General features: G+C 64.5%; 23 protein-coding genes. 16 read left to right on the top strand and 7 right to left on the bottom strand.

Going from position 1 to position 25,158, the window contains the following annotated elements; all coding sequences use genetic code 11:
• Positions 1–9 precede the first annotated feature (9 nt).
• Positions 10–2,046: a methyl-accepting chemotaxis protein gene (locus tag FNB15_RS14905; RefSeq protein ID WP_144069469.1), complete on the top strand. Its 2,037-nt coding sequence runs from the start codon at positions 10–12 to the stop codon at positions 2,044–2,046.
• A 9-nt stretch (positions 2,047–2,055) separates the two neighbouring features.
• Here the strand turns inward: FNB15_RS14905 and FNB15_RS14910 are convergent, their stop codons facing one another.
• The 4 genes from FNB15_RS14910 to FNB15_RS14925 all read right to left on the bottom strand — a co-directional run bounded on the left by FNB15_RS14910 (position 2,056) and on the right by FNB15_RS14925 (position 4,796).
• A complete protein-coding gene (locus FNB15_RS14910) occupies positions 2,056–2,691 on the bottom strand; it encodes a hypothetical protein (RefSeq protein ID WP_144069470.1) in 636 nt (211 codons plus the stop codon).
• A gap of 73 nt (positions 2,692–2,764) precedes the next feature.
• Positions 2,765–3,769, bottom strand: coding sequence for a glutathionylspermidine synthase family protein (locus FNB15_RS14915; RefSeq protein WP_144069471.1), 1,005 nt, complete (start codon positions 3,767–3,769; stop codon positions 2,765–2,767).
• A gap of 34 nt (positions 3,770–3,803) precedes the next feature.
• Entirely contained in the window at positions 3,804–4,037 is a 234-nt protein-coding gene (locus tag FNB15_RS14920; RefSeq protein ID WP_144069472.1) for a tautomerase family protein, read from the bottom strand.
• A gap of 24 nt (positions 4,038–4,061) precedes the next feature.
• Positions 4,062–4,796, bottom strand: a complete 735-nt coding sequence (locus FNB15_RS14925) for an SDR family NAD(P)-dependent oxidoreductase (protein ID WP_144069473.1) — start codon at positions 4,794–4,796, stop codon at positions 4,062–4,064.
• Between the two features lie 122 nt (positions 4,797–4,918).
• On the opposite strand from FNB15_RS14925, the gene FNB15_RS14930 reads away from it, so the two are divergent.
• From FNB15_RS14930 to FNB15_RS14975, 10 genes are all read left to right on the top strand, one after another.
• Entirely contained in the window at positions 4,919–5,827 is a 909-nt protein-coding gene (locus FNB15_RS14930) for a LysR family transcriptional regulator (RefSeq protein ID WP_144069474.1), read from the top strand.
• A gap of 133 nt (positions 5,828–5,960) precedes the next feature.
• Positions 5,961–6,272 (top strand): FtsB family cell division protein, encoded by a 312-nt coding sequence (locus tag FNB15_RS14935; protein ID WP_144069475.1) that lies wholly within the window; start codon positions 5,961–5,963, stop codon positions 6,270–6,272.
• 162 nt (positions 6,273–6,434) lie between these two features.
• The gene (gene pdhA, locus FNB15_RS14940; RefSeq protein ID WP_144069476.1) at positions 6,435–7,448 is read left to right on the top strand and encodes a pyruvate dehydrogenase (acetyl-transferring) E1 component subunit alpha; all 1,014 of its coding nucleotides are present in this window, start codon (positions 6,435–6,437) and stop codon (positions 7,446–7,448) included.
• A 17-nt stretch (positions 7,449–7,465) separates the two neighbouring features.
• A complete protein-coding gene (locus FNB15_RS14945) occupies positions 7,466–8,866 on the top strand; it encodes a pyruvate dehydrogenase complex E1 component subunit beta (RefSeq protein ID WP_144069477.1) in 1,401 nt (466 codons plus the stop codon).
• Between the two features lie 14 nt (positions 8,867–8,880).
• A complete protein-coding gene (locus FNB15_RS14950; protein WP_144069478.1) occupies positions 8,881–10,173 on the top strand; it encodes a pyruvate dehydrogenase complex dihydrolipoamide acetyltransferase in 1,293 nt (430 codons plus the stop codon).
• Positions 10,174–10,183: 10 nt separating this feature from the next.
• Positions 10,184–10,885, top strand: coding sequence for an SDR family oxidoreductase (locus FNB15_RS14955; protein ID WP_144069479.1), 702 nt, complete (start codon positions 10,184–10,186; stop codon positions 10,883–10,885).
• 11 nt (positions 10,886–10,896) lie between these two features.
• Positions 10,897–12,303: a dihydrolipoyl dehydrogenase gene (gene lpdA / locus FNB15_RS14960; RefSeq protein ID WP_144069480.1), complete on the top strand. Its 1,407-nt coding sequence runs from the start codon at positions 10,897–10,899 to the stop codon at positions 12,301–12,303.
• A gap of 156 nt (positions 12,304–12,459) precedes the next feature.
• Complete coding sequence (gene lipA / locus FNB15_RS14965) at positions 12,460–13,350, top strand: lipoyl synthase (protein WP_246068867.1); 891 nt, start codon at positions 12,460–12,462, stop codon at positions 13,348–13,350.
• Between the two features lie 7 nt (positions 13,351–13,357).
• Positions 13,358–13,834 carry a type II toxin-antitoxin system RatA family toxin gene (locus FNB15_RS14970; protein WP_144069482.1) on the top strand — a complete coding sequence of 159 codons (477 nt, stop codon included), beginning with the start codon at positions 13,358–13,360 and terminating at the stop codon, positions 13,832–13,834.
• A 42-nt stretch (positions 13,835–13,876) separates the two neighbouring features.
• Positions 13,877–15,313, top strand: a complete 1,437-nt coding sequence (locus FNB15_RS14975) for a malonyl-CoA decarboxylase (protein WP_144069483.1) — start codon at positions 13,877–13,879, stop codon at positions 15,311–15,313.
• Here FNB15_RS14975 and FNB15_RS14980 read toward each other — a convergent pair.
• The 3 genes from FNB15_RS14980 to FNB15_RS14990 are packed head-to-tail and all read right to left on the bottom strand — an operon-like array spanning position 15,310 to position 17,467.
• Positions 15,310–15,819 carry a CinA family protein gene (locus FNB15_RS14980; RefSeq protein WP_144069484.1) on the bottom strand — a complete coding sequence of 170 codons (510 nt, stop codon included), beginning with the start codon at positions 15,817–15,819 and terminating at the stop codon, positions 15,310–15,312. The genes FNB15_RS14975 and FNB15_RS14980 overlap by 4 nt on opposite strands.
• Positions 15,820–15,827: 8 nt before the next feature.
• Positions 15,828–16,301 (bottom strand): phosphatidylglycerophosphatase A family protein, encoded by a 474-nt coding sequence (locus tag FNB15_RS14985; protein ID WP_144069485.1) that lies wholly within the window; start codon positions 16,299–16,301, stop codon positions 15,828–15,830.
• Positions 16,298–17,467 carry a bifunctional 2-C-methyl-D-erythritol 4-phosphate cytidylyltransferase/2-C-methyl-D-erythritol 2,4-cyclodiphosphate synthase gene (locus FNB15_RS14990; protein ID WP_144069486.1) on the bottom strand — a complete coding sequence of 390 codons (1,170 nt, stop codon included), beginning with the start codon at positions 17,465–17,467 and terminating at the stop codon, positions 16,298–16,300. The genes FNB15_RS14985 and FNB15_RS14990 overlap by 4 nt, the downstream gene beginning before the upstream one ends.
• Before the next feature lie 144 nt (positions 17,468–17,611).
• Here FNB15_RS14990 and dusB point away from each other — a divergent pair, with 144 nt between their 5' ends.
• The 5 genes from dusB (at position 17,612) to ntrX (ending at position 25,150) form a co-directional block, all read left to right on the top strand.
• Positions 17,612–18,598: a tRNA dihydrouridine synthase DusB gene (gene dusB / locus FNB15_RS14995; RefSeq protein ID WP_144069487.1), complete on the top strand. Its 987-nt coding sequence runs from the start codon at positions 17,612–17,614 to the stop codon at positions 18,596–18,598.
• Positions 18,595–19,719, top strand: a complete 1,125-nt coding sequence (locus FNB15_RS15000) for a two-component system sensor histidine kinase NtrB (protein WP_144069488.1) — start codon at positions 18,595–18,597, stop codon at positions 19,717–19,719. Before dusB ends, FNB15_RS15000 begins: the two co-directional genes overlap by 4 nt.
• Positions 19,716–21,164 (top strand): nitrogen regulation protein NR(I), encoded by a 1,449-nt coding sequence (gene ntrC / locus FNB15_RS15005; RefSeq protein WP_144069489.1) that lies wholly within the window; start codon positions 19,716–19,718, stop codon positions 21,162–21,164. The genes FNB15_RS15000 and ntrC overlap by 4 nt, the downstream gene beginning before the upstream one ends.
• 169 nt (positions 21,165–21,333) lie before the next feature.
• On the top strand, positions 21,334–23,763 hold the full coding sequence (locus tag FNB15_RS15010; protein ID WP_144069490.1) for a sensor histidine kinase NtrY-like: 2,430 nt from the start codon (positions 21,334–21,336) through the stop codon (positions 23,761–23,763).
• Positions 23,753–25,150 carry a nitrogen assimilation response regulator NtrX gene (gene ntrX, locus FNB15_RS15015; protein WP_144069491.1) on the top strand — a complete coding sequence of 466 codons (1,398 nt, stop codon included), beginning with the start codon at positions 23,753–23,755 and terminating at the stop codon, positions 25,148–25,150. Before FNB15_RS15010 ends, ntrX begins: the two co-directional genes overlap by 11 nt.
• The last annotated feature ends 8 nt before the right edge of the window (positions 25,151–25,158 follow it).

A 25,158-nucleotide genomic window follows, 5' to 3' on the forward strand; every position in this document is an offset into this window, starting at 1 on the left:
GATCCTGCCATGAAGCTGTCGCTCACGGTCGTTGTCGGCCTCACGCTGGCAACGGTTCTCGCCGCCAGTGGCGGCGTCGGCACCTATATGTCGCAGCGCTACGAGCAGCAGATGGACGAGGGCACGCTGCAGGGCGATGCCCGCATGGCACGCGCCCTCGCGGTCAGCCGGATCTGGAGCGAGCATTACAAGACCATCGCACCGGTGGCACAGGCGATCGCGCAGAGTGCCGCACTGCGCAGCGCGGTCGCCGCCAGGGATGCGGCGGCGGCTTCGGCGGCGTTGCGCGAGGAATTCGGCCGCGGCGCGATTTCCAGCGGCAGCATCGACCTGCGCGGCGCCACCATGCTCGATCCCGGGATGAAAACCATCGGTGGCGAATGGCGCGGCGCGGAACTGGCGGTTCCCATTGCACTGCTGGAGCCGCTGAGCAAACGCGAAGGCTCGGCCCGCATGCAGCTGGTGCAACTCGGCTGGGTCAGCGGGCAGGGGCCGGTGCAGACCGTGATCGCGCCGGTCGGCGGGTTGCGGCTCAGCGGTTATATCGCACTGCACGTCGACCCACTGCCCGAACTGAAGGGCATGGAGCAGCAGCTCGGCCTCAATATCGCCGTCTATCCGGTCGGCGGCACCACTCCGGCGCTGCAGCTTTCCGGCATCGCCGCGGCCGGCCAGACCGATATCGTCGAGACCCGCATCGATCTGCCCGGGCCCGATGGCGCGCGTGTGGCCGATCTGGTGGTCGGGCGCGATCTGGCCGGCTTGCATGCCGATCTGCTGCGCACGCGGCTGAGTTCGCTGGCGATCTTCATTGTCATTGCCGGCGGTGTCGCCACCGTCGCGCTGATCCTGGTGGCCCGCTATCTGGCAGCGATCCGCCGGCGCGAGGCGCAGCAGGAGGCGGCCGAAGCGCGACTGCGTGCCGAGCGCGAAGAGTCGGACCGGCAGGCGACAGACCGCGAAGCTGCCCAGCGCGAAGCTTTCGAGAAAGAGCGTCAGGTCCAGGAAAGCCGGCTCGAAGAGTCGGTGGGCGCCATTGTCGAGGCCGCCAGCGTCGGCGATCTGAGCCGCCGCATCGAGACCGCCATGCTGGAAGGCGTGAACCGCCGTCTGGCCGAAGGCGTGAACCGTCTGCTCGCCACCACCGAATCCGCCATCAGGGAGGTCGGCACGGTGCTGACGCCGCTGGCGGATGGCGATCTCACCCGTCGCGTGCAGGCCGAGTATCAGGGCCTGTTCGGCATTCTGCGTGACGACACCAACCGGTTGGCCGACCAGCTGGGCGAGATGGCCGGCCGGCTCACCCAATCGGCGGGACTGGTGCATGATGCGGCCGCCGAAATTTCCAATGGCAGCCAGGACCTGTCGAGCCGTACGGAATCCCAGGCCGCCAGCATCGAAGAGACCGCGGCGTCGATGCATGAGATCACCGAAACGGTGAAGCACAATGCCGAGAATGCGCAGGCGGCCAACCAGCTGGCAGTCGCGGCGCGCGATACGGCGGAAAAGGGCGGCGCGGTGGTGGCGGAGGCCGTCTCTGCCGTGACCCGGATCGAGGACAGCGCGCGCAAGATTGCCGACATCGTCGGCCTGATCGACGAGATCGCCTTCCAGACCAACCTGCTCGCCCTCAACGCGAGCGTCGAAGCCGCGCGCGCGGGCGAGGCGGGCAAGGGGTTTGCCGTCGTGGCACAGGAAGTGCGCGCGCTGGCGCAGCGCTCGGCGAATGCCTCGAAGGACATCAAGGCGCTGATCCAGGCGTCGAACAGCCAGGTCAAAAGCGGCGCGGCGCTGGTCAATCAGACGGGACAGTCGCTGGCCGACATCGTTATCGCGATCAAGAAGGTGTCGGATATCGTGGCGGAGATTGCTGCCGCGAGTCATGAACAGGCCATCGGCCTCGATCAGGTCAATACGGCGGTGACCGCGATGGACGAGATGACCCAGCGGAATGCGGCTCTGGTGGAAGAGACCTCGGCTTCAGCCCGTACGCTGTCGGATCAGGCCGTGCAGCTGAAGGACCTGCTGCGCTTCTTCAGGCGTTGACCGCGCGCGCTAGTCCGAAACCGCCATCACCCTGGCGGGGTCTTCGCCGCCCGGCAGATAGGCCGGTGCGCGGAACTGCGGCTTTACGCGGATGCCCGGATACTGCTGGAGCATGGTGAAGGCGAGGCGGTCGCTGCGGGTCAGTTTGTCGCAGCGCGCCGGCTGGCTGATCACATCGCAGTGCATGTCGCCGATGTAGCGCACCTCGCCGGCTTTCACCGTGAAGAAGGGCGTGCCAGGACCGCTGACTGGCTGCAGCCTGTAAAAGGATTCCGCGATTTCCGACTTGATGCCGTGCAGGTAATAGGTTCCGGGCGGAACGCGCACGACATGGATGCTGATCTCGCCGGCGTGGCGGTCGCCGAAGGTTTCGTTGTGCTCGTCCGTGCCGATAATCACCTTGTGGGGCGTGCCGGCGCGCATGCCCGGCTCCGGCAGGCTGTTCCACCACATGCGGAAATCGGGGTAGTAGCGTTCGGTCGGCTTGAGGATCGGCATGGTCGACCGCATGCCGATGACCACAATGGAATCGGCCGAGCCGCCGACGAACTGCGTGTCGGTCGAGGCCATCGACGTCGGGTCCATGCAGCCGCCGAGCGGGAGGACGAGCAGGGCGGCGGCAGCGAGGGAGCGGAGCGTGAACATGTCCGACTCCTAACCGCAGTCGCAAACGGCGGCAACCGCTTTTCATGGTTAATGGCAAATGGCAGCGACACGCCTACTCAAACATATGCGGCACGAAACGCGTGCCGTCGCGACCGCTTTCGCTGACGCCCAGCCCGCAGGCGCGCGAGGCGACGATCCACACGCCAAGCACCGGCGCATGGCCGTCGGCGGTGGGCAGTGCGGTCACCGGCCGCAGATGCGCGTCATCCGGAAAGGCAGCGCGCAAGCCGGGCAGGGTTGCCTCCTGCGTCAGCAGCAGCTTCCACGCCGGCTCGATCAGCCGCATGCCGGCGCTGCGCAGGTGCTCATTCAGCGGATGCCGCAGCAGGTCACTCCACGGGCTGAGCTTGCACAGCACGGTGATCGGCTTTGCCGTCTGGTCGGTGAAGCGTTTGCCGTTCCAGCGCAGGTCTTCCAGATGCAGCAGGCTGGCATCCAGCCCGGCCACCTGCGCGGTGTCGCGCAAATAGTCGGCGCAGCTGCGACCCTCCGCATCCTCGCGGCCGGCACCGATATGCACGCGATGGCCCCAGAGGCCGAAATGCTTCCAGGCCTCGACCAGCATCTCGTGAATGCCGTTGAACTGGTCGCAGTGATTGCAGTGGCAGTCGAGCCATTCGGCCTGCATCTGCGCCGCATCGCACAGGCCGGCCGGCGCATCGGCGGCATAGCGCAGCAGCTGCGGCGCATCGCGGCCGTTCCAGACGAGGTCGAGGCGGCCGAGCAGGTTCTTGTCCTGCCGCCGCCACGAGTCCTCGATCAGGGCGCAGGCCTCGTCCGGCAGGCCGAAGGCGGCGTAGTCGCCCCGGCTGACGACATCCTCCACCCAGTCGAGGCAGAGGTCCTCCAGCCTTTGCGCCGCATCGCCCAGCACTTCGATATCGCCCGGCGAGAAGCGCCAGGCGGCGTCCTGGCACCAGGCCGTCACGCCGGCAGCCGGGAAGCCGGCGGCTGCGGCGCGGTCATGCCAGTCGGGACAGGGGGCCACCGTCAGACGCTGCATGACGACAAAGATAGTTCGCGCCCCCGCGTCGGGGAAGCATGGATCGCGGGGCATTGCTGCTCCGCGATCCCGGCCTGCGACGGCAACGCTAGGGACGTCTGGCGGCCTGCAGTTTGCGGTATTCGGTAACCGGAAGCCCGCCGACACCCCAGTTGTCGAGTTCGACCTCGTCGATCACCACGAAGGTGGAGTCGAGCGGCTTGTTCAGCACATCGAGCAGCAGCTGGCTGACGCCCCGGATCAGGTCGGCTTTCTGTTCGGGCGTGGTATGCGGGGCTTTGGCATTGCCTTCGCGGGTGATCTGGATATTCACGTATGGCATGTCTCTGTCTCCCTTGATGACCGGTTACCAGCGGCCGGCCTGCACGCCGCCATCGACATGCAGGATTTCGCCGGTGACGAAGTCCGCGCCTTCAAGATACAGCACGGCGTCGACGATCTCATCGACGCGGCCCAGACGGCGGATCGGATGCATGCTGGCCAGGAAATCGTGGCTGTCCGGCGTGTGCATCGGCGTGTCGATGATGCCCGGCGACACCGCATTCACGCGCAGGCCGCGGCCGGCATATTCGATGGCCAGAGCCTTGGTCACGGCATTCAAGCCGCCCTTGGTCAGCGCCGTCAGCGCGGCCGGCACGCCAGCCACCGGCATATCGATCAGGCTGGTGGTGATGGTGACGATATGGCCGCTGCCCTGGCGCAGCATCTGCGCGGCGGCGCGCTGCGAGATATGCCAGAAGCCGGCAACGTTAACCGACTGCATCGTCTCGTAGTCCTGCAGCGAGAAATCGGTGAAAGGCTTTGAGAAGAAGATGCCGGCATTGTTGACCAGCGTGTCGACGCGGCCGAACTGCGCCACCGCAACCTGCAGGATGCGGTCGGCGGTGCGCGGATCACCGATATCGCCGGCCACGGTGACGATGCCGTCATCACCGTTGGCGGCAGCCTGGGTGATGCTGCGCGAGTTGGCCACCACGCGGTAGCCCCGGGCGCGGTAACCCTGCACCAGGCCGGCGCCAATGCCCTGGGATGCGCCGGTAATGATGGCGACCCTGTTCTCAGTGTTTCTGCCGGTAGTCATGATCCTGTCTCTCCGTTTGCTGTGTGACGGCCCGTCGGGCTCGGTGGAAGACAGGTAGCTCTTTGCTCAATACGGGAGAATTATGGATTTACGAAAGATACTTTTGCATGTTATGCAAAGATATGGATCAGCTCTCTGCCATGCGCACCTTTATCGCCACTCTGGATGCCGGCAGCCTCAGTGCCGCTGCCCGCCTGCTGGGACGCTCGCCCGCGGCGGTGTCGCGCGCCATCGACGATCTTGAAGCCCATGTCGGCGTGCAGCTGCTGCACCGGACCACGCGCACCATCCGGCTGAGCGACGCGGGCGAACGCTATGCGACCGCCTGTCGCCGGCTGCTGAGCGATCTGGAAGAGGCCGACCTGGCTGCGGCGGGCGAGGGCGCCGCGCCGCGCGGCCTGTTGACGCTCACCGGCCCGCTCGTCAGCGGTGCGCGCGTGCTGCGGCCCATCCTTGACGCGTTTCTCGATGCCTTTCCGGCGGTGAAGGCGAAGCTGCTGTTGCTGGACCGTCAGGTGAATCTGGTGGATGAGGGCGTCGATGTCGGCCTGCGCATCGCGCACCTTCCGGATTCAAGTCTCATTGCACTCAGGGTGGGCGAGGTGCGCCGCCTGATCTGCGCCGCGCCAGCCTATCTCGCGGCCCGGCCGCCGATCCGTGGACTGGACGATCTTGCCGAGCAGGACTGCATCTGCATGACGGCCTTTGGCCAGGAGGTCTGGAGCTTTGCCACGCCAGATGGCCAGCAGCGGCAGATCCGCATGCAGCCGCGCCTGATCGTCAATACGGTGGAGGCGGCCGTGACCTCAGCCGCCGAAGGGCGCGGCCTGACGCGCGTGTTTTCCTACCAGGTGGCCGACGAGATCACTGCCGGCCGGCTGGTGCCGGTTTTGCCAGAGGCGGATGCCTCGGCCTGGCCAGTGCATCTGATCGTTCCGGAGGGCCGGCTGGCCGTGCCGAAAGTGCGCGCCTTCGTCGACTTCGCCCTGCCGCGGCTGAAGGCTGAATTCGGCCGGATCAGCGGGCGCTGACCTCAGCCTGGCTGCCGGTTCGTGGAGCGGGTTGGGTATGCGGGCTACCGCTTTGACTCTGTTGTGAGAATCTTGCGACCGACTCGGAAAAGGTTTGACCCGGCGACTCGGGTATGATTCTTTACGAATCACCATGAGTGCTATCCGCGAAATCCGCCGTCATTCGCTTGCCGCCGTTGTTCCGGTGATCTGCTTCGCCGCCATCGGCTACTTCGCCTACCATGCGATGGAAGGCGAGCACGGCATCAACGCCTATACCCGTCTGACTCTGCAGATCCAGGACACCAAGGCCGCGCTGGGTGAGGTGACCGCCGAGCGCAAGACCATGGAGCGCCGGGTCGGCCTGCTGCGGGCCAGCGGCCTGGATGCGGACATGCTGGAAGAGCAGGGCAAAAAGGTCCTTGGCCTGATCAAGCCGGGCGAGCGGGTAATACTCGGGCGCTAAAACCCGGCCTCCAAGCAACGGAATTTCGTCGATTAACCGAAATTCAGTTAATCATCCAAAAACCCTTGTTTTAACTAACGTTAGCAATACTCTTCCGCTCGCCATTTGACGCCTGACGGTGTTAGCTGGTGGAAATGACGTAAGGTCAGTGGGAGAGAAACGATGGCGAAACCGGGCAAAGCCGCGGAGAACGCGGCCAAGGGCGGCAAACTGCCGCCGGCCAAGGAACTGCTCCAGTATTACCGCGACATGCTGCTGATCCGCCGCTTCGAGGAGAAGGCCGGCCAGCTTTACGGCATGGGCCTGATTGGCGGCTTCTGCCATCTCTATATCGGCCAGGAGGCGGTGGTGGTCGGCCTGCAGGCCTGCGCCAAGCTCGGCGACGCCGTCATCACCTCCTACCGCGACCACGGCCACATGCTGGCGACCGGCATGGACTCTAAGGGCGTGATGGCCGAACTGACCGGCCGCGCCGGCGGCTATTCCAAGGGCAAGGGCGGCTCGATGCATATGTTCAGCCGCGAGAAGCATTTCTACGGCGGCCACGGCATCGTCGGCGCGCAGGTACCGCTCGGCACCGGCCTCGCTTTCGCCCAGCGCTACAACAAGACCGACAACGTCACCTTCTGCTATTTCGGCGATGGCTCGTCCAACCAGGGCCAGGTCTACGAGAGTTTCAATATGGCCGAGCTGTGGAAGCTGCCGGTCATCTATGTGATCGAGAACAACCAGTATGCCATGGGCACTTCGGTGGCCCGCGCCTCGGCGCAGCCGGCGTTGTACAAGCGCGGCGAGAGCTTCGGCATCCAGGGCCGCCAGGTCGACGGCATGAGTGTCGTCGCGGTGAAGGAAGCCGGCGAAGAGGCGGTCGCGCATTGCCGCGCCGGCAAGGGGCCAGTCATTCTCGAAATGATGACCTATCGCTATCGCGGCCATTCGATGTCCGATCCGGCGAAATACCGCAGCAAGGACGAAGTGACCAAGATGCGCGCCGAGCACGATCCGATCGATCAGGTGCGCGCGCTGCTGCTGGGCAACAAGATGGTGGATGAAGACGCGCTGAAAGCCATCGACAAGGAGGTCAAGGACATCGTCCAGCAGGCCGCCGACTTCGCGCAGGAAAGCCCCGAGCCCGATCCGTCGGAGCTCTGGACTGACGTCTACGTCGAAGCTTAAGGCCGGGAGAGAAAACGATGTCGATTGAAATCCTGATGCCGGCCCTGTCGCCCACGATGACCGAGGGCAAGCTGGCCAAATGGCACAAGCGCGAAGGCGAAGAGGTCAAGGCCGGCGATATCATCGCCGAGATCGAGACTGACAAGGCGACGATGGAATTCGAAGCCGTCGATGAAGGCGTGCTGGAGAAGATACTGGTCGCCGAAGGCACCGAGGGTGTCGCCGTGAACACGCCGATTGCGTCCTTGCGTGGCGAAGACGAAAAGCCGGGCGCGGCGCCTGCCAGGAAGGAAGAGAAGAAGGCGGAAGCTCCCGTCAAGGTCGATGACGGCAAGAAGCAGCCGGAGGAGACCAGGGCCGGTGAGTCCGCCGTGACGACTGCCAAGACGCCGGCGCCGGAACTGAAGGACCCTGCGATCCCTGAGGGCACGCAGTTCGTCTCCATGACGGTGCGCGAGGCGATCCGCGAGGGCATGTCGGAAGAGATGCGCCGCGATCCCAAGGTTTTCCTGATGGGCGAGGAAGTGGCGCAGTATCAGGGCGCCTACAAGATCAGCCAGGGCATGCTGGACGAATTCGGCCCCGACCGCGTGATCGATACGCCGATCACCGAACAGGGCTTTGCCGGCCTTGGTGTCGGCGCGGCCTTTGGCGGCCTGCGCCCGATTGTCGAATTCATGACGTTCAATTTCTCGATGCAGGCCATCGACCAGATCGTCAATTCGGCGGCCAAGACGCTGTATATGTCGGGTGGCCAGATGGGTAGCCCCATCGTGTTCCGTGGCCCGAACGGCGCTGCGGCCCGCGTCGGCGCGCAGCATTCACAATGTTATGCCGCCTGGTATTCGCATATCCCGGGCCTGAAGGTGGTCGCGCCGTACAGCGCTGCCGACTTCAAGGGCCTGATCAAGGCCGCGATCCGCGACCCCAATCCGGTCATCTTCCTCGAGAACGAAATCCTCTACGGCCGCAGCTTCGATGTGCCGAAGCTGGACGATTATGTCGTGCCGATCGGCAAGGCGCGCGTCGCCCGTGAAGGCAAGGATGTCACGCTCGTGGGTTACTCGATTGCGGTCGGCCATGCGCTGGCCGCTGCCGAGAAGCTGGCGGCAGAGGGCATCGAGGCCGAGGTGATCGACCTGCGCACCATCCGTCCGATGGACCACGAGACCATCATCAAGTCGGTGCAGAAGACCAACCGCATCGTCACGGTGGAAGAGGGCTTCCCGCAGTCGGGCATCGGCGCCGAAATTGCCGCCGTCATGATGGAAAAGGCCTTCGACTATCTCGATGCGCCGGTGGTGCGCGTGCATGGCAAGGATGTGCCGATGCCCTACGCCGCCAATCTGGAAAAGCTGGCGCTGGTGACGGTGCCGGAAATCGTCGCGGCGGCGAAAGCCGTCTGCTACCGCAAGTAAGGGAGGACCGAAGGATGCCGATCGATATCCTGATGCCGGCCCTCTCGCCCACGATGACCGAGGGCAAGCTGGCGAAGTGGCACAAGCGCGAAGGCGACGAGGTCAAGGCCGGCGATATCATCGCCGAGATCGAGACCGACAAGGCGACGATGGAATTCGAAGCCGTCGATGAAGGCAAGATCGGCAAGATCCTGGTCGCCGAGGGCGCCGAGGGCGTCGCCGTGAACACGCCGATTGCCGTGCTGCTGGAGGAAGGCGAAAGCGCCTCTGACGCGAAAGCTGCGCCCCAAAAGGCAGAGGCCAGGAAGGAAGAGAAGAAGACTGAGGCCGCGCCTGCGCCCAGGGCTGAAGAGAAGACGGCCGAAGCTCCCAAGCCGGCTGCGGCTCCGGCGCCTGCCGCCAAGAGCGGTGATCGCGTCTTTGCCTCGCCGCTGGCCCGCCGTATGGCCGAACAGGCCGGCATCGACCTGAAGGCAGTGAAGGGCAGCGGTCCGCATGGCCGCATCGTCAAGGCCGACGTCGAGAAAGCACCGAAAGGCGCGGCGGCTCCGGCGGCTGCTGCCGGGAAGGCTGCGGCTCCGGTGGCGTCGGGTCCCGGCGCGCGTCAGCTCGCCGACCTGCTCAAGATGCCCTACAAGCTCGAGCCGCTCTCAGGCATGCGCAAGACCATCGCGCGCCGCCTGACCGAGTCCAAGCAGACGGTGCCGCATTTCTATCTCACCATCGACACCGAGATCGACGAGCTGCTGTCCCTGCGCAAGCGGCTCAACGACAAGACCGACGCCAAGATCAGCGTGAATGATTTCGTCATTCGCGCCGTGGCGCTGGCGCTCAAGAAAGTGCCCACCGCCAATGCGAGCTTCGACGACAGCGGCATGATGTATTACGAACATGCCGATATCTCGGTCGCGGTGGCGACGCCGAACGGCCTGATCACGCCGATCATCAAGGCGGCGGAAGGCAAGGGACTGACGCAGATCGCGGGCGAGATGAAAGATCTCGCGGCGCGGGCGCGGGATGGCAAGCTGAAGCCTGAGGAATACCAGGGCGGCACCTTCTCGATCTCGAATCTCGGCATGTTCGGCATCAAGCAGTTCGAGGCGGTGATCAATCCGCCGCAGGGCTGCATTCTCGCCATCGGTGCCGGCGAACAGCGTCCCATCGTGAAGAACGGCCAGATCGTGCCGGCCACGATCATGACCTGCACGCTGTCGGTCGATCATCGCGCCGTCGATGGTGCTGTCGGCGCGCAGTTCCTGCAGGCCTTCAAGGGCTTCATCGACGACCCGCTCACCATGCTGCTGTGAGTCCGTGACAATGGCTGACAAGGTTGCAATCGTCACCGGCGCCGGCAAGGGCATGGGCGCCGGGATCCTCAAGAAACTCGCCGCCGATGGCTACAGGGTGGCGGCGATGTCGCCCTCGGGTGCCGCCAAGACTCTCGCCGAAAGTCTCGGCGGTGTCGGCACGGCCGGTTCCAATGCCAAGGCGGACGACGTCAAGGCGCTGGTCGATCTCACGCTGCAGACGTATGGCCGCATCGATGCCGTGGTGAACAACACCGGCCATCCGCCCAAGGGCAAGCTGCTCGACCTCGATGATGCCGCCTGGACCACCGGTTTCGAGCTGGTGCATCTGGCGGTGATCCGCATGGTGCGGCTGGTCACGCCGGTGATGCTCAAACAAGGCGGCGGGGCGTTTGTGAATCTGCTGACCTATGCCACCTTCGAGCCGGAAGCCGATTTCCCGATTTCCGGCCCGGTGCGCGCGGCGGTGGCGGCGTTTTCCAAGGTCTATGCCGACCAGTATGCGGCGCAGGGCATCCGCATGAACAATGTGCTGCCCGGCTTCATCGACAGCCTGCCGGCCAAGGATGAGCGCGTGGCGCGTATCCCGATGAAACGCTATGGCACGGTGCGCGAGATCAGCGACACCGTCGCTTTCCTGCTGTCGGAGCAGGCGAGCTACATCACCGGTCAGAATATCCGCGTCGACGGCGGCATTACCCGCTCCGTGTAAAGAGGCACACCATGGCTGATACCAGTTTCGATCTGATCGTCATCGGCAGCGGCCCGGGCGGCTACACCACGGCGATCCGCGCCAGCCAGCTCGGCATGAAGACCGCGATCATCGAGCGCGAACATCTGGGCGGCATCTGCCTGAACTGGGGCTGCATCCCGACCAAGGCTTTGCTGCGCTCGGCCGAGATCTATTCCAACATCAAGCATGCCGAGGCCTTCGGTTTCACTGTTGAAGGCAAGGTGACGATCGACACCAAGAAGGTGGTCGAGCGTTCGCGTAAGGTGGCGGCGCAGCTGTCGGGCGGCGTGAAGCACCTGATGAAAAAGAACAAGGTCACGGTCTTCGACGGCCATGGCGTGCTGAATGGCGCCGGCAAGGTGAAAGTCACCAAGGACGACAAGCCGGTCGCCGACCTGACCGCCAAGCATATCATCCTCGCCACCGGCGCACGGGCGCGCTCGCTGCCCGGCCTGGAGCCGGATGGCAAGCTGGTCTGGACCTACAAGGAAGCCATGGTCCCGTCGACGCTGCCGAAGAGCCTTCTGGTGATCGGCTCGGGCGCCATCGGCATCGAATTCGCCAGCTTCTATCGCCAGCTCGGTTCGGACGTCACGGTCGTTGAAGTGATGGACCGCGTGCTGCCGGTGGAAGACGAGGAAATCTCAGGGCTGGCCAAGAAGGCCTTCGAGAAGCAGGGCATGAAAATCCATCTCGGCACCACCGTGACGGCGCTGAAGAAGGGCATCGACACCGTCACCGCCGTGCTGAAGGACAAGGCCGGCAAGGAAAGCGAAATCACCGTCGAACGCGTGATCCTCGCCGTCGGCATCGTCGGCAATGTCGAGAATATCGGGCTCGAGACCACCAAGGTGAAGGTCGAGAAGACCCATGTGGTGACGGACGAATACAGCCGCACCGCCGAGCCCGGCATCTATGCCATCGGCGATCTGACCGGTCCGCCCTGGCTGGCGCACAAGGCCGGCCATGAAGGCGTGATCTGCGTCGAGAAGATCGCCGGCGAGAAGGATGTCCATCCGCTCAATATCTCCAACATCCCGGGCTGCACCTACTGCACCCCGCAGGTGGCCAGCGTCGGCCTGACCGAGGCCGCCGCGAAGGCCAAGGGCCACGAGGTGCGCATCGGCCGCTATCCCTTCCTCGCCAATGGCAAGGCGATTGCGCTGGGCGAGCCGGAAGGCCTGGTCAAGACGGTGTTCGACAAGAAGACCGGCGAGCTGCTCGGCGCCCATATGATCGGCGCGGAAGTGACCGAGCTGATCCAGGGTTTTGGTATTGCCAAGACCCTGGAGACCACCGAGGCCGAGCTGATGCATGCCATCTTCCCGCATCCGACGCTCTCGGAAATGATGCATGAATCGGTGCTGGACGCTTACGGCAAGGCGCTGAATTTCTAGGATTCCGGGGCTGGTGCCAGGGCAGGGGCTTTTCTGTATACTGCTCCCGCGCTACCTCAGCCCTAGAGGTCGCCAAAGGATTTAAAAGTCGTGGCCATCAACGTTCATCCCCTGCCGGTCCGCCATCCCGAGAAGGCCCACAAGCCTGACACGCCGATGCTGCGCAAACCGGACTGGATCCGGGTGAAGGCCCCGACCTCGCCGGAAGTGGCCGAGACGCGCCGGCTGATGCGCGAACTCAATCTCAATACCGTCTGCGAGGAAGCGGCCTGCCCGAATCTGGGCGAATGCTGGAAGCAGAAGCATGCCACCGTGATGATCCTCGGTGCGGTCTGCACCCGGGCCTGCGCCTTCTGCAATGTCGCCACCGGCAAGCCGGACGGTGTCGATGCGCATGAACCCGAGCATGTCGCGGAAGCCGTCGGCAAGCTGGGCCTGCATCATGTGGTGATCACCTCAGTTGATCGCGATGACCTGCCCGATGGCGGTGCGTCGCAGTTCGTCAAGACCATCGAGGCGATCCGCAAATCCTCGCCGACCACCACAATCGAGATCCTGACGCCTGACTTCATCCGCAAGCCCGGCGCCATCGAGGCGGTCGTGGCCGCACGGCCCGATGTCTACAACCACAATCTCGAGACCGTACCGCGCCTCTATCCGACCATCCGGCCCGGCGCGCGTTACTTTGCTTCGCTGCAGCTGCTGGCGAAGGTGAAGGAACTCGATCCGATGATGTTCACCAAGTCTGGCCTCATGGTCGGTCTGGGTGAGGAAAAGATCGAGATCATGCAGGTGATGGACGACATGCGCGCCGCCGATGTCGACTTCATCACCATCGGCCAGTATCTGCAGCCGACCCGCAAGCATGCCGAGGTGAAGCATTTCGTCACGCCCGATGAATTCGCGGCCTATACCACGATTGCGACCTCGAAGGGGTTCCTGACGGTGTCGGCCTCGCCGCTGACGCGCTCGTCGCATCATGCCGGCGACGATTTCGCCCGCCTGCGTGCGGCCCGCGAAGCCAAGTTCGCGGCCAGGACGGCCTGAGTTTTCGGTGTCGACCCACGCCGAAAAACGCATCCTGCCCTATCGGCCTGACCAGATGTACGCGCTGGTCGCCGGCATCGAGCATTACCCGAAATTCCTGCCCTGGTGCGTTGGTGCCCGCATCCGCGAGCGCACCGCCAATGTGGTGGTGGCCGACCTGATCATCGGCTTCAAGGTGTTCCGCGAGCGCTTCACCAGCCGCGTGACCTTGGACCCCGACGGCAACCGGATCGACGTGGAATACACCGAGGGGCCGTTCAAATACCTGAAGAACCACTGGATATTCCTGCCCCACGCGGAAGGCTGCGAGATCGACTTTTATGTCGATTTTGAATTCCGCTCAAAATTGCTGCAGAAAACCATCGAGCTGCTGTTTAACGAAGCCGTCAAACGCATGGTCGGCGCCTTCGAGACGCGGGCGAAGCAGCTTTACGGCGAGAATGGATTATCCCTGCCGCCCGGTGCTACGATCACGGCACTCTGACCCGGCTCGCACGTTATTGCTGAGCCCAACACGGAGTTCAGTATGGTGGCCCTGCCTACGCTTCCCAATATCTCGATTTCCGGCACCCTGCTGGAGCGCGGCCTGCGCAGCCTGGTCGGCGCCTGGCGCGGCATTGCCGGCGGCGATGAAACCGCCCAGCTGGCCCGCGACGGCCTGACCGATGCGAAAGACGCCGAGCGGTTGCGTGCGTTGTTCATCGAATGCCTGGAAGCCCGCGGCGGCGAGGTCTCGGCCCGCGCCCGGGCGGCGGCGCTCGGCCGGCTCTATCTCGGCTTCGACGATGCCGGCAAGAAGGCTTTCCTGCAGGTGCTGGCCAACGGCTTCGCCGCTGACGAGGTGGCGCTGGATAAGGCCATTGCCGATGTGCAGCGCGCTGCCGAGCCGGCGACGCGGCACAAGGCGCAGCGCGCGCTCCGGGCGGCGCTGACGCCGCCGCGTCAAAGATTGCTGACCCAGTTCACGGCCTTGCCGCAGGGCGTGAAATTCCTGGTCGACATGCGCGCCGATGCGCTGCGCTTCCGCAAGGAAGCGCCAGAGCTTGGCATCGTCGAGGCCGATCTGGAAGACCTGCTCGTCGGCTGGTTCGACGTCGGTTTCCTTGAGCTGCAGCGCATCTCGTGGAACAGCCCGGCGGCCCTGCTGGAAAAGCTGATCGCCTACGAAGCCGTGCATGCGATCGAAAGCTGGGACGACCTGCGCAATCGCCTCGATGCCGACCGGCGCTGCTATGCCTTCTTCCATCCGCGCATGCCGCTCGAGCCGCTGATCTTCGTCGAGGTCGCGCTGGTCAAGGGCATTGCCGGCAATGTGCAGGCGCTGCTCGATCAGGCGCAACCGGTGATGGACCCGAAGGACGCCGATACGGCGATCTTCTACTCGATCTCCAACACGCAGACCGGCCTGCGCGGCATTTCATTTGGCAACTTCCTGATCAAGCGCGTGGTCGATGACCTGTCACGCGACCTGCCGAACCTGAAGCAGTTCTCGACGCTGTCGCCGATCCCGGGCTTCCGCAAATGGCTGGAAGAGACAGTGGCCGATGGCGCGCCAGATCTGGTCGACGGGCGCAGCCGTGATGAGCTGAGCCATGCGCTGGGCCAGCGCTTCGCCAAGGGCATGCTGCCGGCGCTGCTGAAGGATCACGCCTGGACGGACAATGCCGCGCTGACCGAGGCGCTGAAGCCCGTGCTGCTGCGGCTGGGCGCGCGCTATCTGCTCAGCACAGATGTGAAGAACAAGCCGCTCGATCCGGTGGCGCGTTTCCATCTCAGCAACGGCTCGCAGGTGCATCGCCTGAACTGGATGGGCGACCGTTCGCGCAACGGCCTGAAGCAGTCAGCCGGCCTGATGGTGAACTATCTCTACCGGCTGGACGATATCGACCAGAACCACGAGCGTTTCGTGCGTGATGGCACGATTGCGGCCTCGGGCGAAGTCAGGCGGCAGGCTGACCTTTAGTCCTTGCTGGCGATCATCTGCGCCAGCATTTCCCCGGCCAGGTTCAGCGCGTCTTCCACCGTGGCCAGACGTACGGCCGAACGGCCGATCTCGCCATAGGTCATGCGCAGATGCATGGTTTCCTGGCCATGGCCGGCCACCGCGATATGCACCAGCCCGACCGGCTTGGTCGGCGTGCCGCCGCCGGGGCCGGCGATGCCGGTGCAGGCAATCGCGATATCAGCGTTGCTCTTGCGCAGGCAGCCTTCCGCCATTGCGCGCGCGACCGGCTCCGACACCGCGCCATGGCCGGCGACGATCTCGGCGGGCACACCCAGGGAATAGATTTTCGCGTCGTTCGAGTAAGTGACGTAGCCGCGCTCCACCACATCCGACGAGCCGGCGATCTCGGTCAGTGTCGCCGCGATCAGCCCGCCGGTGCAGGATTCCGCCGTGGCCAGCATGACTTTTGCCTCGCGGCAGCGCTGCAGCAGGGTTTCAGCCAGGCGGAGCAGGGTGTCGTCCATGATGTCTCTTACCAGAAATACACAAGGGCCAGCATGACCAGCATGCCATAAACGCCGGCGAAGAGATCGTCGATCAGCACGCCGGGTGCACCGCTCAGCGTGTTGTCGGCCCAGGAGGCCGGCCAGATCTTGGTGGTGTCGAAAAAGCGGAAGACGGCAAACGCGGCGAGATAGAAGACCGGATCGCAGGGCACGAAGATCAGCGTCAGCCACTGGCCCGCCACTTCATCGATGACCACTTCGCCGGGATCCTCGCCGGGCCAGCGCACCAGGAACAGGCGTATCGCCCAGAGCGCCACAAACGATATGAGTGCCGCTGCAATCGCCAGCGCCCATGGTCCGCCATACATCTGCAGGAACCACGCGAACGGCAGCGCGCCGGCCGAGCCCCAGGTGCCGGGCGCCGGCTTCATCTTGCCGAGGCCGAACCAGGTGCAGAGTACGAAGGGCAGGGCATACATATTGAGTCTCGGCATATTCATGCCGGCAACCGCACGGTCGCGATGGCCTGCGCGGCAATGCCTTCGCGCCGGCCGGTGAAGCCGAGTTTCTCGGTTGTTGTCGCCTTCACGCTGACGCGGTCGAGCGCGATACCGGCGATCCCGGCGATGCGTGCGCGCATTGCTTCGCGATGCGGGCCGATCTTCGGTGCCTCGCAGATGATGGTGATGTCGCAATGCGCCAGCATGCCGCCGCGCGCAACGACCCGTTCGACGGCATGCTTCAGGAAGGCGGCAGAATCAGCATTCTTCCAGCGCGCATCAGACGGCGGGAAATGCTGGCCGATATCGCCTTCGCCCAGCGCACCGAGGATGGCGTCGGTCAGCGCATGCAGCGCCACATCGGCATCGGAATGGCCGGCGAGGCCCTTGTCATGCGGAATGACAAGTCCGCCGATGGTCAGCTTGCGGCCGGCCTCGTCGCTGAAGGCATGTACGTCGAACCCCTGGCCGGTGCGAATGTCGCCCAGCTGCTGCATCAGCTGGCGTTCGGCGCGGGCAAAGTCGTCCGGTTCTGTCACTTTGAAATTCTCCTCGGTCCCTGGCACCAGCTTCACGGCCAGCCCGGCCCGTTCGGCCACGGCGGCATCATCGGTCAGCGAGAGGCCGGCCGACTGGCGATGCGCGGTCAGGATATCGGCGAAGCGGAAAGCCTGCGGAGTCTGAACCCGCCACAGGCCCTGACGCTCCACGCCGCTGCGGGCATAGCCGCCATCGTCGCGCTTCAGGGTATCCACCACCGGAATGGCCAGCACGGCTCCGGCGGCCTGGGCCAGTGTTTCGATGAGGCGATCCACCTGAATTTGCCCAAGAAATGGGCGGGCAGCATCATGAATGAGCACATGAGAGGGCTGTTCTGGTGCCAGAGCCTCCAAACCGAGCCGGACACTGTCCTGCCGGGCCGTGCCACCTAGGCAGGGCGGAGCAAGGCGGGGATGGCCAGCCAGATCGCCGAGCGCGTCGGCATAGGCCGTTGAATCATCGGGGTGGATCACGACAGCCACCCGTGCTACAGCCGCGTGGCCGAGCAGGGTTTCGAGGCTGTATCGCAGCAAGGGTTTTCCACCAAGCATCTGGTACTGCTTGGGTTTTTCTCCGCCGGCGCGGCTGCCGCGACCGGCCGCAACGATCAGCGCGGCGGTTGTCATGTTCGGCAACCTAGCCGAGCCGCCCCGGCGAGGCAAAGGCCGCCCGCCAGGCGCAGTTTGTCTGCATCCGGAAGGATGTTGCAGCGCAGTAAAAAACTCACTATTCTGACCAACAACTGGGCATTCCAGAGAATTGTGTAAAAAATGAGCATTACCGTCGGTCCCGTCACCATCGCAGATCCGGTCATCCTGGCACCCATGTCAGGCGTGACAGATCTTCCGTTCCGTCGCCTGGTCAAACGCAGCGGCGCGGGTCTCGTCGTGTCTGAAATGATCGCGTCCGAAGCGATGGTGCGCGCCTCGCGCCAGTCGCTGAAGATGGCGGAGAACACGCCCGAAGAATTTCCGATGTCGGTGCAACTCGCTGGCTGCGAAGGCCATGTGATGGCCGAAGCCGCGAAGCTGAACGAAGACAGCGGTGCCGCCATCATTGACATCAACATGGGCTGCCCGGTGAAAAAGGTGGTCAACGGCCATGCCGGCTCCGCGCTGATGCGCGATCTGGAGCATGCCAGGACGCTGCTGACGGCCACAGTGAAGGCCGTGAAGCTGCCGGTCACGCTGAAGATGCGCACCGGCTGGGACGATGCCAACCGCAACGCGCCGGAACTGGCCCGCATCGCGGAAGGCGAGGGCATCCGGATGCTCACTGTGCACGGCCGCACGCGGAACCAGCTTTACAACGGACATGCCGACTGGGCCTTCGTCCGCAAGGTGAAAGAGGCCACCAAACTGCCGGTGATCGTCAACGGCGACATCACCACGCTGGACGAAGCCAAGGACGCGCTGGAGCAATCGGGTGCCGATGGCGTGATGATCGGCCGCGGCGCGTATGGCCGGCCGTGGTTCCTGCGCCAGGTGATCGAATTCCTCAAGACCGGCGTGCGTCTGCCCGATCCGGCGCTGGCCGAACAGCAGGCCACCGTGCTGGAACATTACGACGCGATGCTGGCGCATTACGGCGTGTCCACCGGCCTGAAGATCGGCCGCAAGCACGTGGCCTGGTATTCCAAGGGCCTGCCGGGTTCGGCCGAATTCCGCACCCGGATCATGCAACTGGAAGAGCCGCAGCAGGTGCGTAGCGCGATCCACGATTTCTATGCGCCGCAGCTCGATCGGATGGCCGCATGATGGCGACGACGGACAGCTACGAAAGCAACGCCATCGACGCTGCACAGGTCCTGGGCGCCATTCCCAATCCCATTCTCGTTGTCGGCCGCCAGGGCGACATCAGCTACGCCAACCCTGCCGCCGAGCAGTTTTTCGACAGCGGCGCGGCCGTGCTGTGCCGGCAGAACCTGCGCGACCTGGTGCCCTTCGGCAGCCCGGTACTTCAGTTGTTCGCGCAGGTGTTCCGCGAGCGCTACAGCGTGGCGGAATACGATGTCGATCTCGGCTCGCCGCGTATCGGCGAGCGGCTGGTCGATGTGCAGGTTTCACCGGTGCCGGAAGCGCAGGATCATGTGATCGTGCGCTTCGACGAACGCACCATGGCGGCCAAGATCGACCGCGCGCTGACCCATCGTGGCGCGGCGCGTTCGGTCACCGGCATGGCCGCCGTGCTGGCGCATGAAGTGAAGAATCCGCTGAGCGGCATTCGCGGCGCGGCGCAGTTGCTGGAAGCCAATTGCAGCCAGGCCGATCGCGAACTGACCCGTCTGATCTGCGACGAAACCGACCGCATCTGCGCGCTGGTCGACAGCATGGAAGTCTTCACCGACAAGCGTATCGACCGCGGTCCGGTCAATATCCACCAGGTGCTGGAACATGTGCGCAAGGTGGCACAGGCTGGCTTCGGCAAAAACGTCCGCTTTATCGAGCGCTACGATCCTTCGCTGCCGCCGGTGAATGGCAGCCGCGACCAGCTGGTGCAGGTTTTTCTCAATCTGGTGAAGAACGCGGCCGAGGCGCTGGGCGATGATCCCAATGGCGAAATCACCCTGACCACGGCCTACCGTCATGGCGTGCGACTCGCGGTTCGCGGTTCGCGCGACAAGCTGCACCTGCCTCTGGAGGTGACAGTGCAGGATAACGGCCCCGGCGTGCCGGAGGATATTCGTCCTTATCTGTTCGACCCCTTCGTTTCGACCAAGGTGAGCGGTTCTGGCCTCGGTCTTGCATTGGTTGCCAAGATCATTGGCGATCACGGCGGCGTCATTGAATGTGACAGTCGTCCGCGCCGGACAGTTTTCAGTGCCCGTCTGCCGGTTCACAGCCTGGCGGCGGATGAAGCCGGAGAGTTTGAAGAATGAGTAACAAGGGCACCATTCTAGTTGCCGACGACGACCGCTCGATCCGGACTGTACTGGATCAGGCGCTGGGCCGGGTCGGCTACCAGGTGCGCTCGACCGGCAATGCCGCCACGCTCTGGCGCTGGGCCTCGGAAGGTGAGGGCGAACTGATCATCACCGACGTGGTGATGCCTGACGAAAACGGTCTCGACCTGCTGCCGCGCCTGAAGCGGATTCGCCCCGACCTGCCGATCATCGTGATGAGCGCGCAGAAGACCCTGCTGACCGCCGTGAAGGCAGCCGAGCGCGGTGCCTACGACTATCTGCCCAAGCCCTTCGACCTGAAAGAACTGCTGCGCGTGGTCGAGCGCGCGCTGAACCAGCCCAAGCCGGTCCTGTCCGAAGAGGCCGAGGCCGCCGCCGACGAAGAGAAGCTGCCGCTGATCGGTCGCTCGCCGGCGATGCAGGAAATTTACCGCGTCATGGCGCGCCTGATGGGCACCGACCTCACCGTGCTGATCTATGGCGAGAGCGGCACCGGCAAGGAGCTGGTGGCGCGCGCGCTGCATGATTACGGCAAGCGCCGCAACGGGCCGTTCGTCGCCCTCAACATGGCTGCGATCCCGCGCGAACTGATTGAATCCGAGCTGTTCGGCCACGAGAAGGGCGCCTTCACCGGCGCAGCCAATCGGTATGCCGGCCGCTTCGAGCAGGCCGAGGGCGGCACGCTGTTCCTCGATGAAATCGGCGATATGCCCATCGAAGCCCAGACGCGTCTGCTGCGCGTGCTGCAACAGGGCGAATACACCACGGTGGGCGGTCGCACGCCGATCCGCACCGATGTCCGCATCGTGGCCGCCACCAATCGCGATCTGCGGCAGGCGGTGAACCAGGGCCTGTTCCGCGAAGATCTGTTCTATCGCCTCAACGTCGTGCCGCTGCGTCTGCCACCCTTGCGCGAGCGCAGCGAAGACATCCCGGATCTGGTGCGCCATTTCCTCAATCAGGTGTCAGCCCAGGGCCTGCCGACGAAAACGATATCGGCCGATGCGATGGACAGGATCCGCCGCTATCGCTGGCCGGGCAACGTGCGCGAACTGGAAAACCTGGTCCGCCGCCTGGCGGCACTCTATGCCGATGACGTGATCGGCGTGGAGGTGATCGACAACGAACTGGCCGAACCGCCGCAGGCGCCGCGCAACGCCGAGCCAAGCGAGGAAGAAACCCTGACCGGCAGCATCGAGCGCCACCTGACCAGGTTCTTCTCGACCCAGGGCGACGACCTGCCGCCGCCGGGCCTGTATGACCGCATGCTGCGGGAACTGGAAATTCCGCTGATCTCGCTCAGCCTGGCTGCCACCCGGGGCAACCAGATCAAGGCGGCGCATATGCTGGGTCTGAACCGCAATACGCTGCGCAAGAAGATCCGCGACCATAACATCCAGGTCATCCGGGGCCTGAAGTAGGCCCAGCGCAGACCCTGGGCAGACCTGGGCCGGCGGCAGACCATCGAGTCTGTCCGGAAATCGCCGGAAAGCTGCCACCGGACGGATGCGGAGATCGGCCCGGAACGGGTGCCGACCGGCTGCGGCTGGGGTATGATCCGCCGATGGCCGCCTATTCGATTCACCGAGCATGATTCCTGACAGGGCAGGCAAGACGGGTGCCGCATCCGGCGATGCGCCCGGCATGGCGACTGGCGTGACGGGGGAAACCCTTACGCCGGGCCGTCGGCTGTTGCGCGGTGTCCTTAACTGGGCGCAGCGCCATCACCTGCTGCGCCAGCTGGAAATCGCGCTGGCGATCGCCGCGCTGGTGGCCGGCACGCTGACCTATCTGGCGATGACGCCGGGTGCCAACCGCGACCTGACGCCGCGCGAAGTCCAGATCCTGCTGCTGGCCGACCTGATCATCCTGCTCGCACTCACCAGCCTGGTGGCGCGGCGCATGGTGGTGTTGTGGATGCAGCGCCGGCGTGGTGCGGCCGGCTCGCGCCTGCATGCCCGCATGGTGATGCTGTTTGCCGGCGTCACGGCGCTGCCCACCGTGCTGATGACGCTGTTCGCCGTGCTGTTCTTCAATCTCGGCCTGCAGACCTGGTTCAGCGAACGCGTCAATGCGGCGGTCAATGCGTCGGTGGCGATTGCCGAAGCCTATATCCAGGAACACCGCAAGACGATCCGCGCCGATGTACTGGCGATGGCTGTCGATCTCAATCGCGCGGCGCCGAACCTGACGCGCAACCCTTATGCCTTCCAGCAGGCGGTGCGCCAGCTGGCGCGCATCCGCGGTCTGGGTGAGGCCATCGTCTTTACCTCGACGGGCGAAATCCTTGCCCGTAACGAACTCAGCCTGCTGATGGAATTCGATCGCGTGCCGCCGCGCGCCATGGAAGATGCCAATGCCGGCCAGGTGGTGATCATCACCGCTGAAACCGATGACCGCGTGCGCGCGCTGGTGCGGCTCGACGGCTATCTCGATGCGTATCTTTTCGTGGGCCGCTTCATCGACGCCAAGGTGCAGTCCGAGATCGAGCGCACGCGGCAGGCGGCACAGCAGTACAATCGCCTCGAACGCGCCCGCGCCACGCTGGAAATCAACTTCGCCGTCCTGTTCCTGCTGGTCTCGCTGCTGCTGCTGCTGGCGGCGATCTGGTTCGCACTGCTGATCGCCAACCGGCTGGTCACCCCGATTGGCGAGGTGGTGACGGCGGCAGAGCGCATCCGCGCCGGCGATCTGTCGGCTCGTGTCACCGAACGTGCCGATGAGGACGAGATCGCCACGCTGGGCCGCACCTTCAACCGCATGACCGGGCAGCTGGCCGCGCAGCAATCCGAACTGATTGCCGCCAACCGCCAGCTGGACGAGCGCCGCCGCTTTACTGAAACCGTGCTGGCGGGTGTGTCGGCCGGTGTGATCGGCATCGATCCGCAGGGCATGGTCACGCTGCCCAACCCTTCAGCGCAGGTGATGCTGCAGCAGAACCTCGACGATATGGTCGGCCTGCCTTTCGTTGAGGTGGCGCCCGAGATGGCAGAACTGTTCGAGCGGGCGGAACAGCGTCCGGCCGAAGGCGCCGAACGCGGACAGGTGGTGGTGCAGCGCGGCAACGGGGCGCGTACCCTGCTGGTGCGGATCGCACGCGAAGTCACCGGCAATGAACTGCTGGGCTATGTCGCCACCTTCGATGACGTGTCGGAACTGGTGGCGGCGCAGCGCAATGCGGCCTGGGCCGATATCGCGCGCCGCATCGCGCATGAGATCAAGAACCCGCTGACGCCGATCCAGCTGTCGGCTGAGCGGCTGAAACGCAAATACATGAAGGAAGTGCAGACCGATCCGGACGTCTTCGCCGAGTGTACGGATACGATTATCCGCCAGGTTGGCGATATCGGCCGCATGGTGGACGAATTCTCCACCTTCGCCCGCATGCCGCGTCCGGTGTATCGCGAGGAAGACCTCAATCAGCTGGTGCGGCAGGGCGTGTTCCTGCAGCAGGTGGCGCGGCCGGAAATCCAGTTCGAGACCGATATCCCGTCGGTACCGATCCGCATGAATGTTGATGCGCGACAACTGGCGCAGGTGCTGACCAACATCCTGCAGAACGCGGTGGACGCCATCGATGGCCGCGACCGCGTGCCCGGCGAAGCCGTGCTGCCCGGCCGCATCTCGGTCGGCCTGCGAGTGAACGGCACCGCCGCCGATATCACGGTACTGGACAATGGCAGGGGCCTGCCGGTCGAAAACCGCGACCGCCTGTTCGAACCCTATGTCACAACCCGCAGCAAGGGGACGGGGCTTGGGCTTGCCATCGTCAAGAAGATCATCGAGGAACATGGCGGCAGCATTGCGCTCACCGATGCCACCCTGTTTGATCCGGCCCTGAAAAATGGTAGCTTGGCGCGCATTCACCTGCCGGGCGTCCTGACCGGCGGCGAACCCGCCCAAAGCGGGGCTGCCGAAGGTGCGGCAGCGGACAGCCAGAAATCCGGGAAACAGGACGCTCCGCTCGCGGAGATTCAGGCAATGCGGAAGGTTTTAGGGTCGGGCGGTCATGGCGCGTGACATTCTCATCGTCGATGACGAAGCGGACATCCGCAATCTGATTTCGGGCATCCTACAGGACGAAGGCTATGAAACCCGCATGGCCGGCGATTCCGACGGCGCGCTGCGTGAAATGGAAGCACGGCGGCCGAATGCGGTGATCCTGGATATCTGGCTGCAGGGCAGCAAGATGGACGGCCTGGAGATCCTCGACCGCATCATGCGCGATCACAGCAGCGTTCCGGTGATCATGATTTCCGGCCACGGCAATATTGAAACCGCTGTGTCGGCGATCAAGCGCGGCGCTTACGACTATATCGAGAAGCCGTTCAAGAGCGACCGCCTGTTGCTGCTGGTCGAGCGCGCGCTGGAACAGGCACGGCTCAAGCGCGAGAACGAAGATCTGCGCCAGCGCTCGGGCAATATCGCCGAACTGGTTGGCTCCTCTCCGGCCATCGTGGCCCTGCGCCAGGCCATCGAACGTGTCGCGCCGACCAACAGCCGCGTGCTGATCTCCGGCCCGCCAGGCTCGGGCAAGGAACTGGTCGCGCGCCTGCTGCACCAGCGCTCGCGTCGTGCCGGCGGGCCTTACGTTGTGCTCAATGTGGCGGCGATGACGCCCGACCGGATCGAACATCAGCTGTTCGGCATCGAGGAGCAGGTCAACGGCCAGCGCCAGCACAAGATCGGCGTCCTGGAAGAGGCGCATGGCGGCACGCTGTTCATCGATGAAGTGGCCGAGATGTCGCCCGAGGCGCAGGCCAAGCTGCTGCGCGTGCTGACCGAACAGAGTTTCGAGCGTGTCGGCGGCCGCACCCGTGTGCAGGTCGATGTACGCATCATCTCGGGCACGGCGCATGATCTCACCCTGCGTGTCGGGCAGAACCAGTTCCGCCAGGACCTGTTCCATCGCCTGAATGTCGTGCCGCTGAAGGTGCCCGCGCTGCGTGACCGCCGCGAAGACATTCCGATGCTGGCCAAGCAGTTCATCCTGATCGAGGCGCAGCGCCAGGGCGTTTCGGTACGCGACCTGGCCGAGGATGCGTTGCTCGCTTTGCAATCCGCCGAATGGCCTGGCAACGTGCGCGAACTGCGCAATGCCATCGCGCGCCTGCTGATCATGCTGCCGGCCGACCAGAGGGGCGCCGCGATCCACGCCGATATGATGCCGTCCGATCTTGGCGCCACCCCGCCAGTGGCGCTGCGGCCCGAGACGACGACGGAAGTGATGGGGCTGCCGCTGCGCGAGGCGCGCGAGATGTTCGAGCGTGAATACCTGCTGGCGCAGATCACGCGTTTCAGCGGCAATGTCTCACGCACCGCAAGTTTCATTGGCATGGAGCGTTCGGCACTACATCGCAAGCTGAAGGCGCTCGGGGTGATCACCCTCGACCGCAACGGCGGTTAGGAATGGCT

Origin of the sequence: Ferrovibrio terrae (genome assembly GCF_007197755.1) — a bacterium.
Lineage (GTDB): Bacteria > Pseudomonadota > Alphaproteobacteria > Ferrovibrionales > Ferrovibrionaceae > Ferrovibrio > Ferrovibrio terrae.

Coding starts and splice junctions, on each gene's coding strand:
- FNB15_RS14905 (WP_144069469.1), top strand. CDS start 10: ATGAAGCTGTCGCTCACGGTCGTTGTCGGCCTCACGCTGGCAACGGTT.
- FNB15_RS14910 (WP_144069470.1), bottom strand. CDS start 2,691: ATGTTCACGCTCCGCTCCCTCGCTGCCGCCGCCCTGCTCGTCCTCCCG.
- FNB15_RS14915 (WP_144069471.1), bottom strand. CDS start 3,769: ATGCCCCGCGATCCATGCTTCCCCGACGCGGGGGCGCGAACTATCTTT.
- FNB15_RS14920 (WP_144069472.1), bottom strand. CDS start 4,037: ATGCCATACGTGAATATCCAGATCACCCGCGAAGGCAATGCCAAAGCC.
- FNB15_RS14925 (WP_144069473.1), bottom strand. CDS start 4,796: ATGACTACCGGCAGAAACACTGAGAACAGGGTCGCCATCATTACCGGC.
- FNB15_RS14930 (WP_144069474.1), top strand. CDS start 4,919: ATGGATCAGCTCTCTGCCATGCGCACCTTTATCGCCACTCTGGATGCC.
- FNB15_RS14935 (WP_144069475.1), top strand. CDS start 5,961: ATGAGTGCTATCCGCGAAATCCGCCGTCATTCGCTTGCCGCCGTTGTT.
- pdhA (WP_144069476.1), top strand. CDS start 6,435: ATGGCGAAACCGGGCAAAGCCGCGGAGAACGCGGCCAAGGGCGGCAAA.
- FNB15_RS14945 (WP_144069477.1), top strand. CDS start 7,466: ATGTCGATTGAAATCCTGATGCCGGCCCTGTCGCCCACGATGACCGAG.
- FNB15_RS14950 (WP_144069478.1), top strand. CDS start 8,881: ATGCCGATCGATATCCTGATGCCGGCCCTCTCGCCCACGATGACCGAG.
- FNB15_RS14955 (WP_144069479.1), top strand. CDS start 10,184: ATGGCTGACAAGGTTGCAATCGTCACCGGCGCCGGCAAGGGCATGGGC.
- lpdA (WP_144069480.1), top strand. CDS start 10,897: ATGGCTGATACCAGTTTCGATCTGATCGTCATCGGCAGCGGCCCGGGC.
- lipA (WP_246068867.1), top strand. CDS start 12,460: ATGCTGCGCAAACCGGACTGGATCCGGGTGAAGGCCCCGACCTCGCCG.
- FNB15_RS14975 (WP_144069483.1), top strand. CDS start 13,877: ATGGTGGCCCTGCCTACGCTTCCCAATATCTCGATTTCCGGCACCCTG.
- FNB15_RS14980 (WP_144069484.1), bottom strand. CDS start 15,819: ATGGACGACACCCTGCTCCGCCTGGCTGAAACCCTGCTGCAGCGCTGC.
- FNB15_RS14985 (WP_144069485.1), bottom strand. CDS start 16,301: ATGAATATGCCGAGACTCAATATGTATGCCCTGCCCTTCGTACTCTGC.
- FNB15_RS14990 (WP_144069486.1), bottom strand. CDS start 17,467: ATGACAACCGCCGCGCTGATCGTTGCGGCCGGTCGCGGCAGCCGCGCC.
- dusB (WP_144069487.1), top strand. CDS start 17,612: ATGAGCATTACCGTCGGTCCCGTCACCATCGCAGATCCGGTCATCCTG.
- FNB15_RS15000 (WP_144069488.1), top strand. CDS start 18,595: ATGATGGCGACGACGGACAGCTACGAAAGCAACGCCATCGACGCTGCA.
- ntrC (WP_144069489.1), top strand. CDS start 19,716: ATGAGTAACAAGGGCACCATTCTAGTTGCCGACGACGACCGCTCGATC.
- FNB15_RS15010 (WP_144069490.1), top strand. CDS start 21,334: ATGATTCCTGACAGGGCAGGCAAGACGGGTGCCGCATCCGGCGATGCG.
- ntrX (WP_144069491.1), top strand. CDS start 23,753: ATGGCGCGTGACATTCTCATCGTCGATGACGAAGCGGACATCCGCAAT.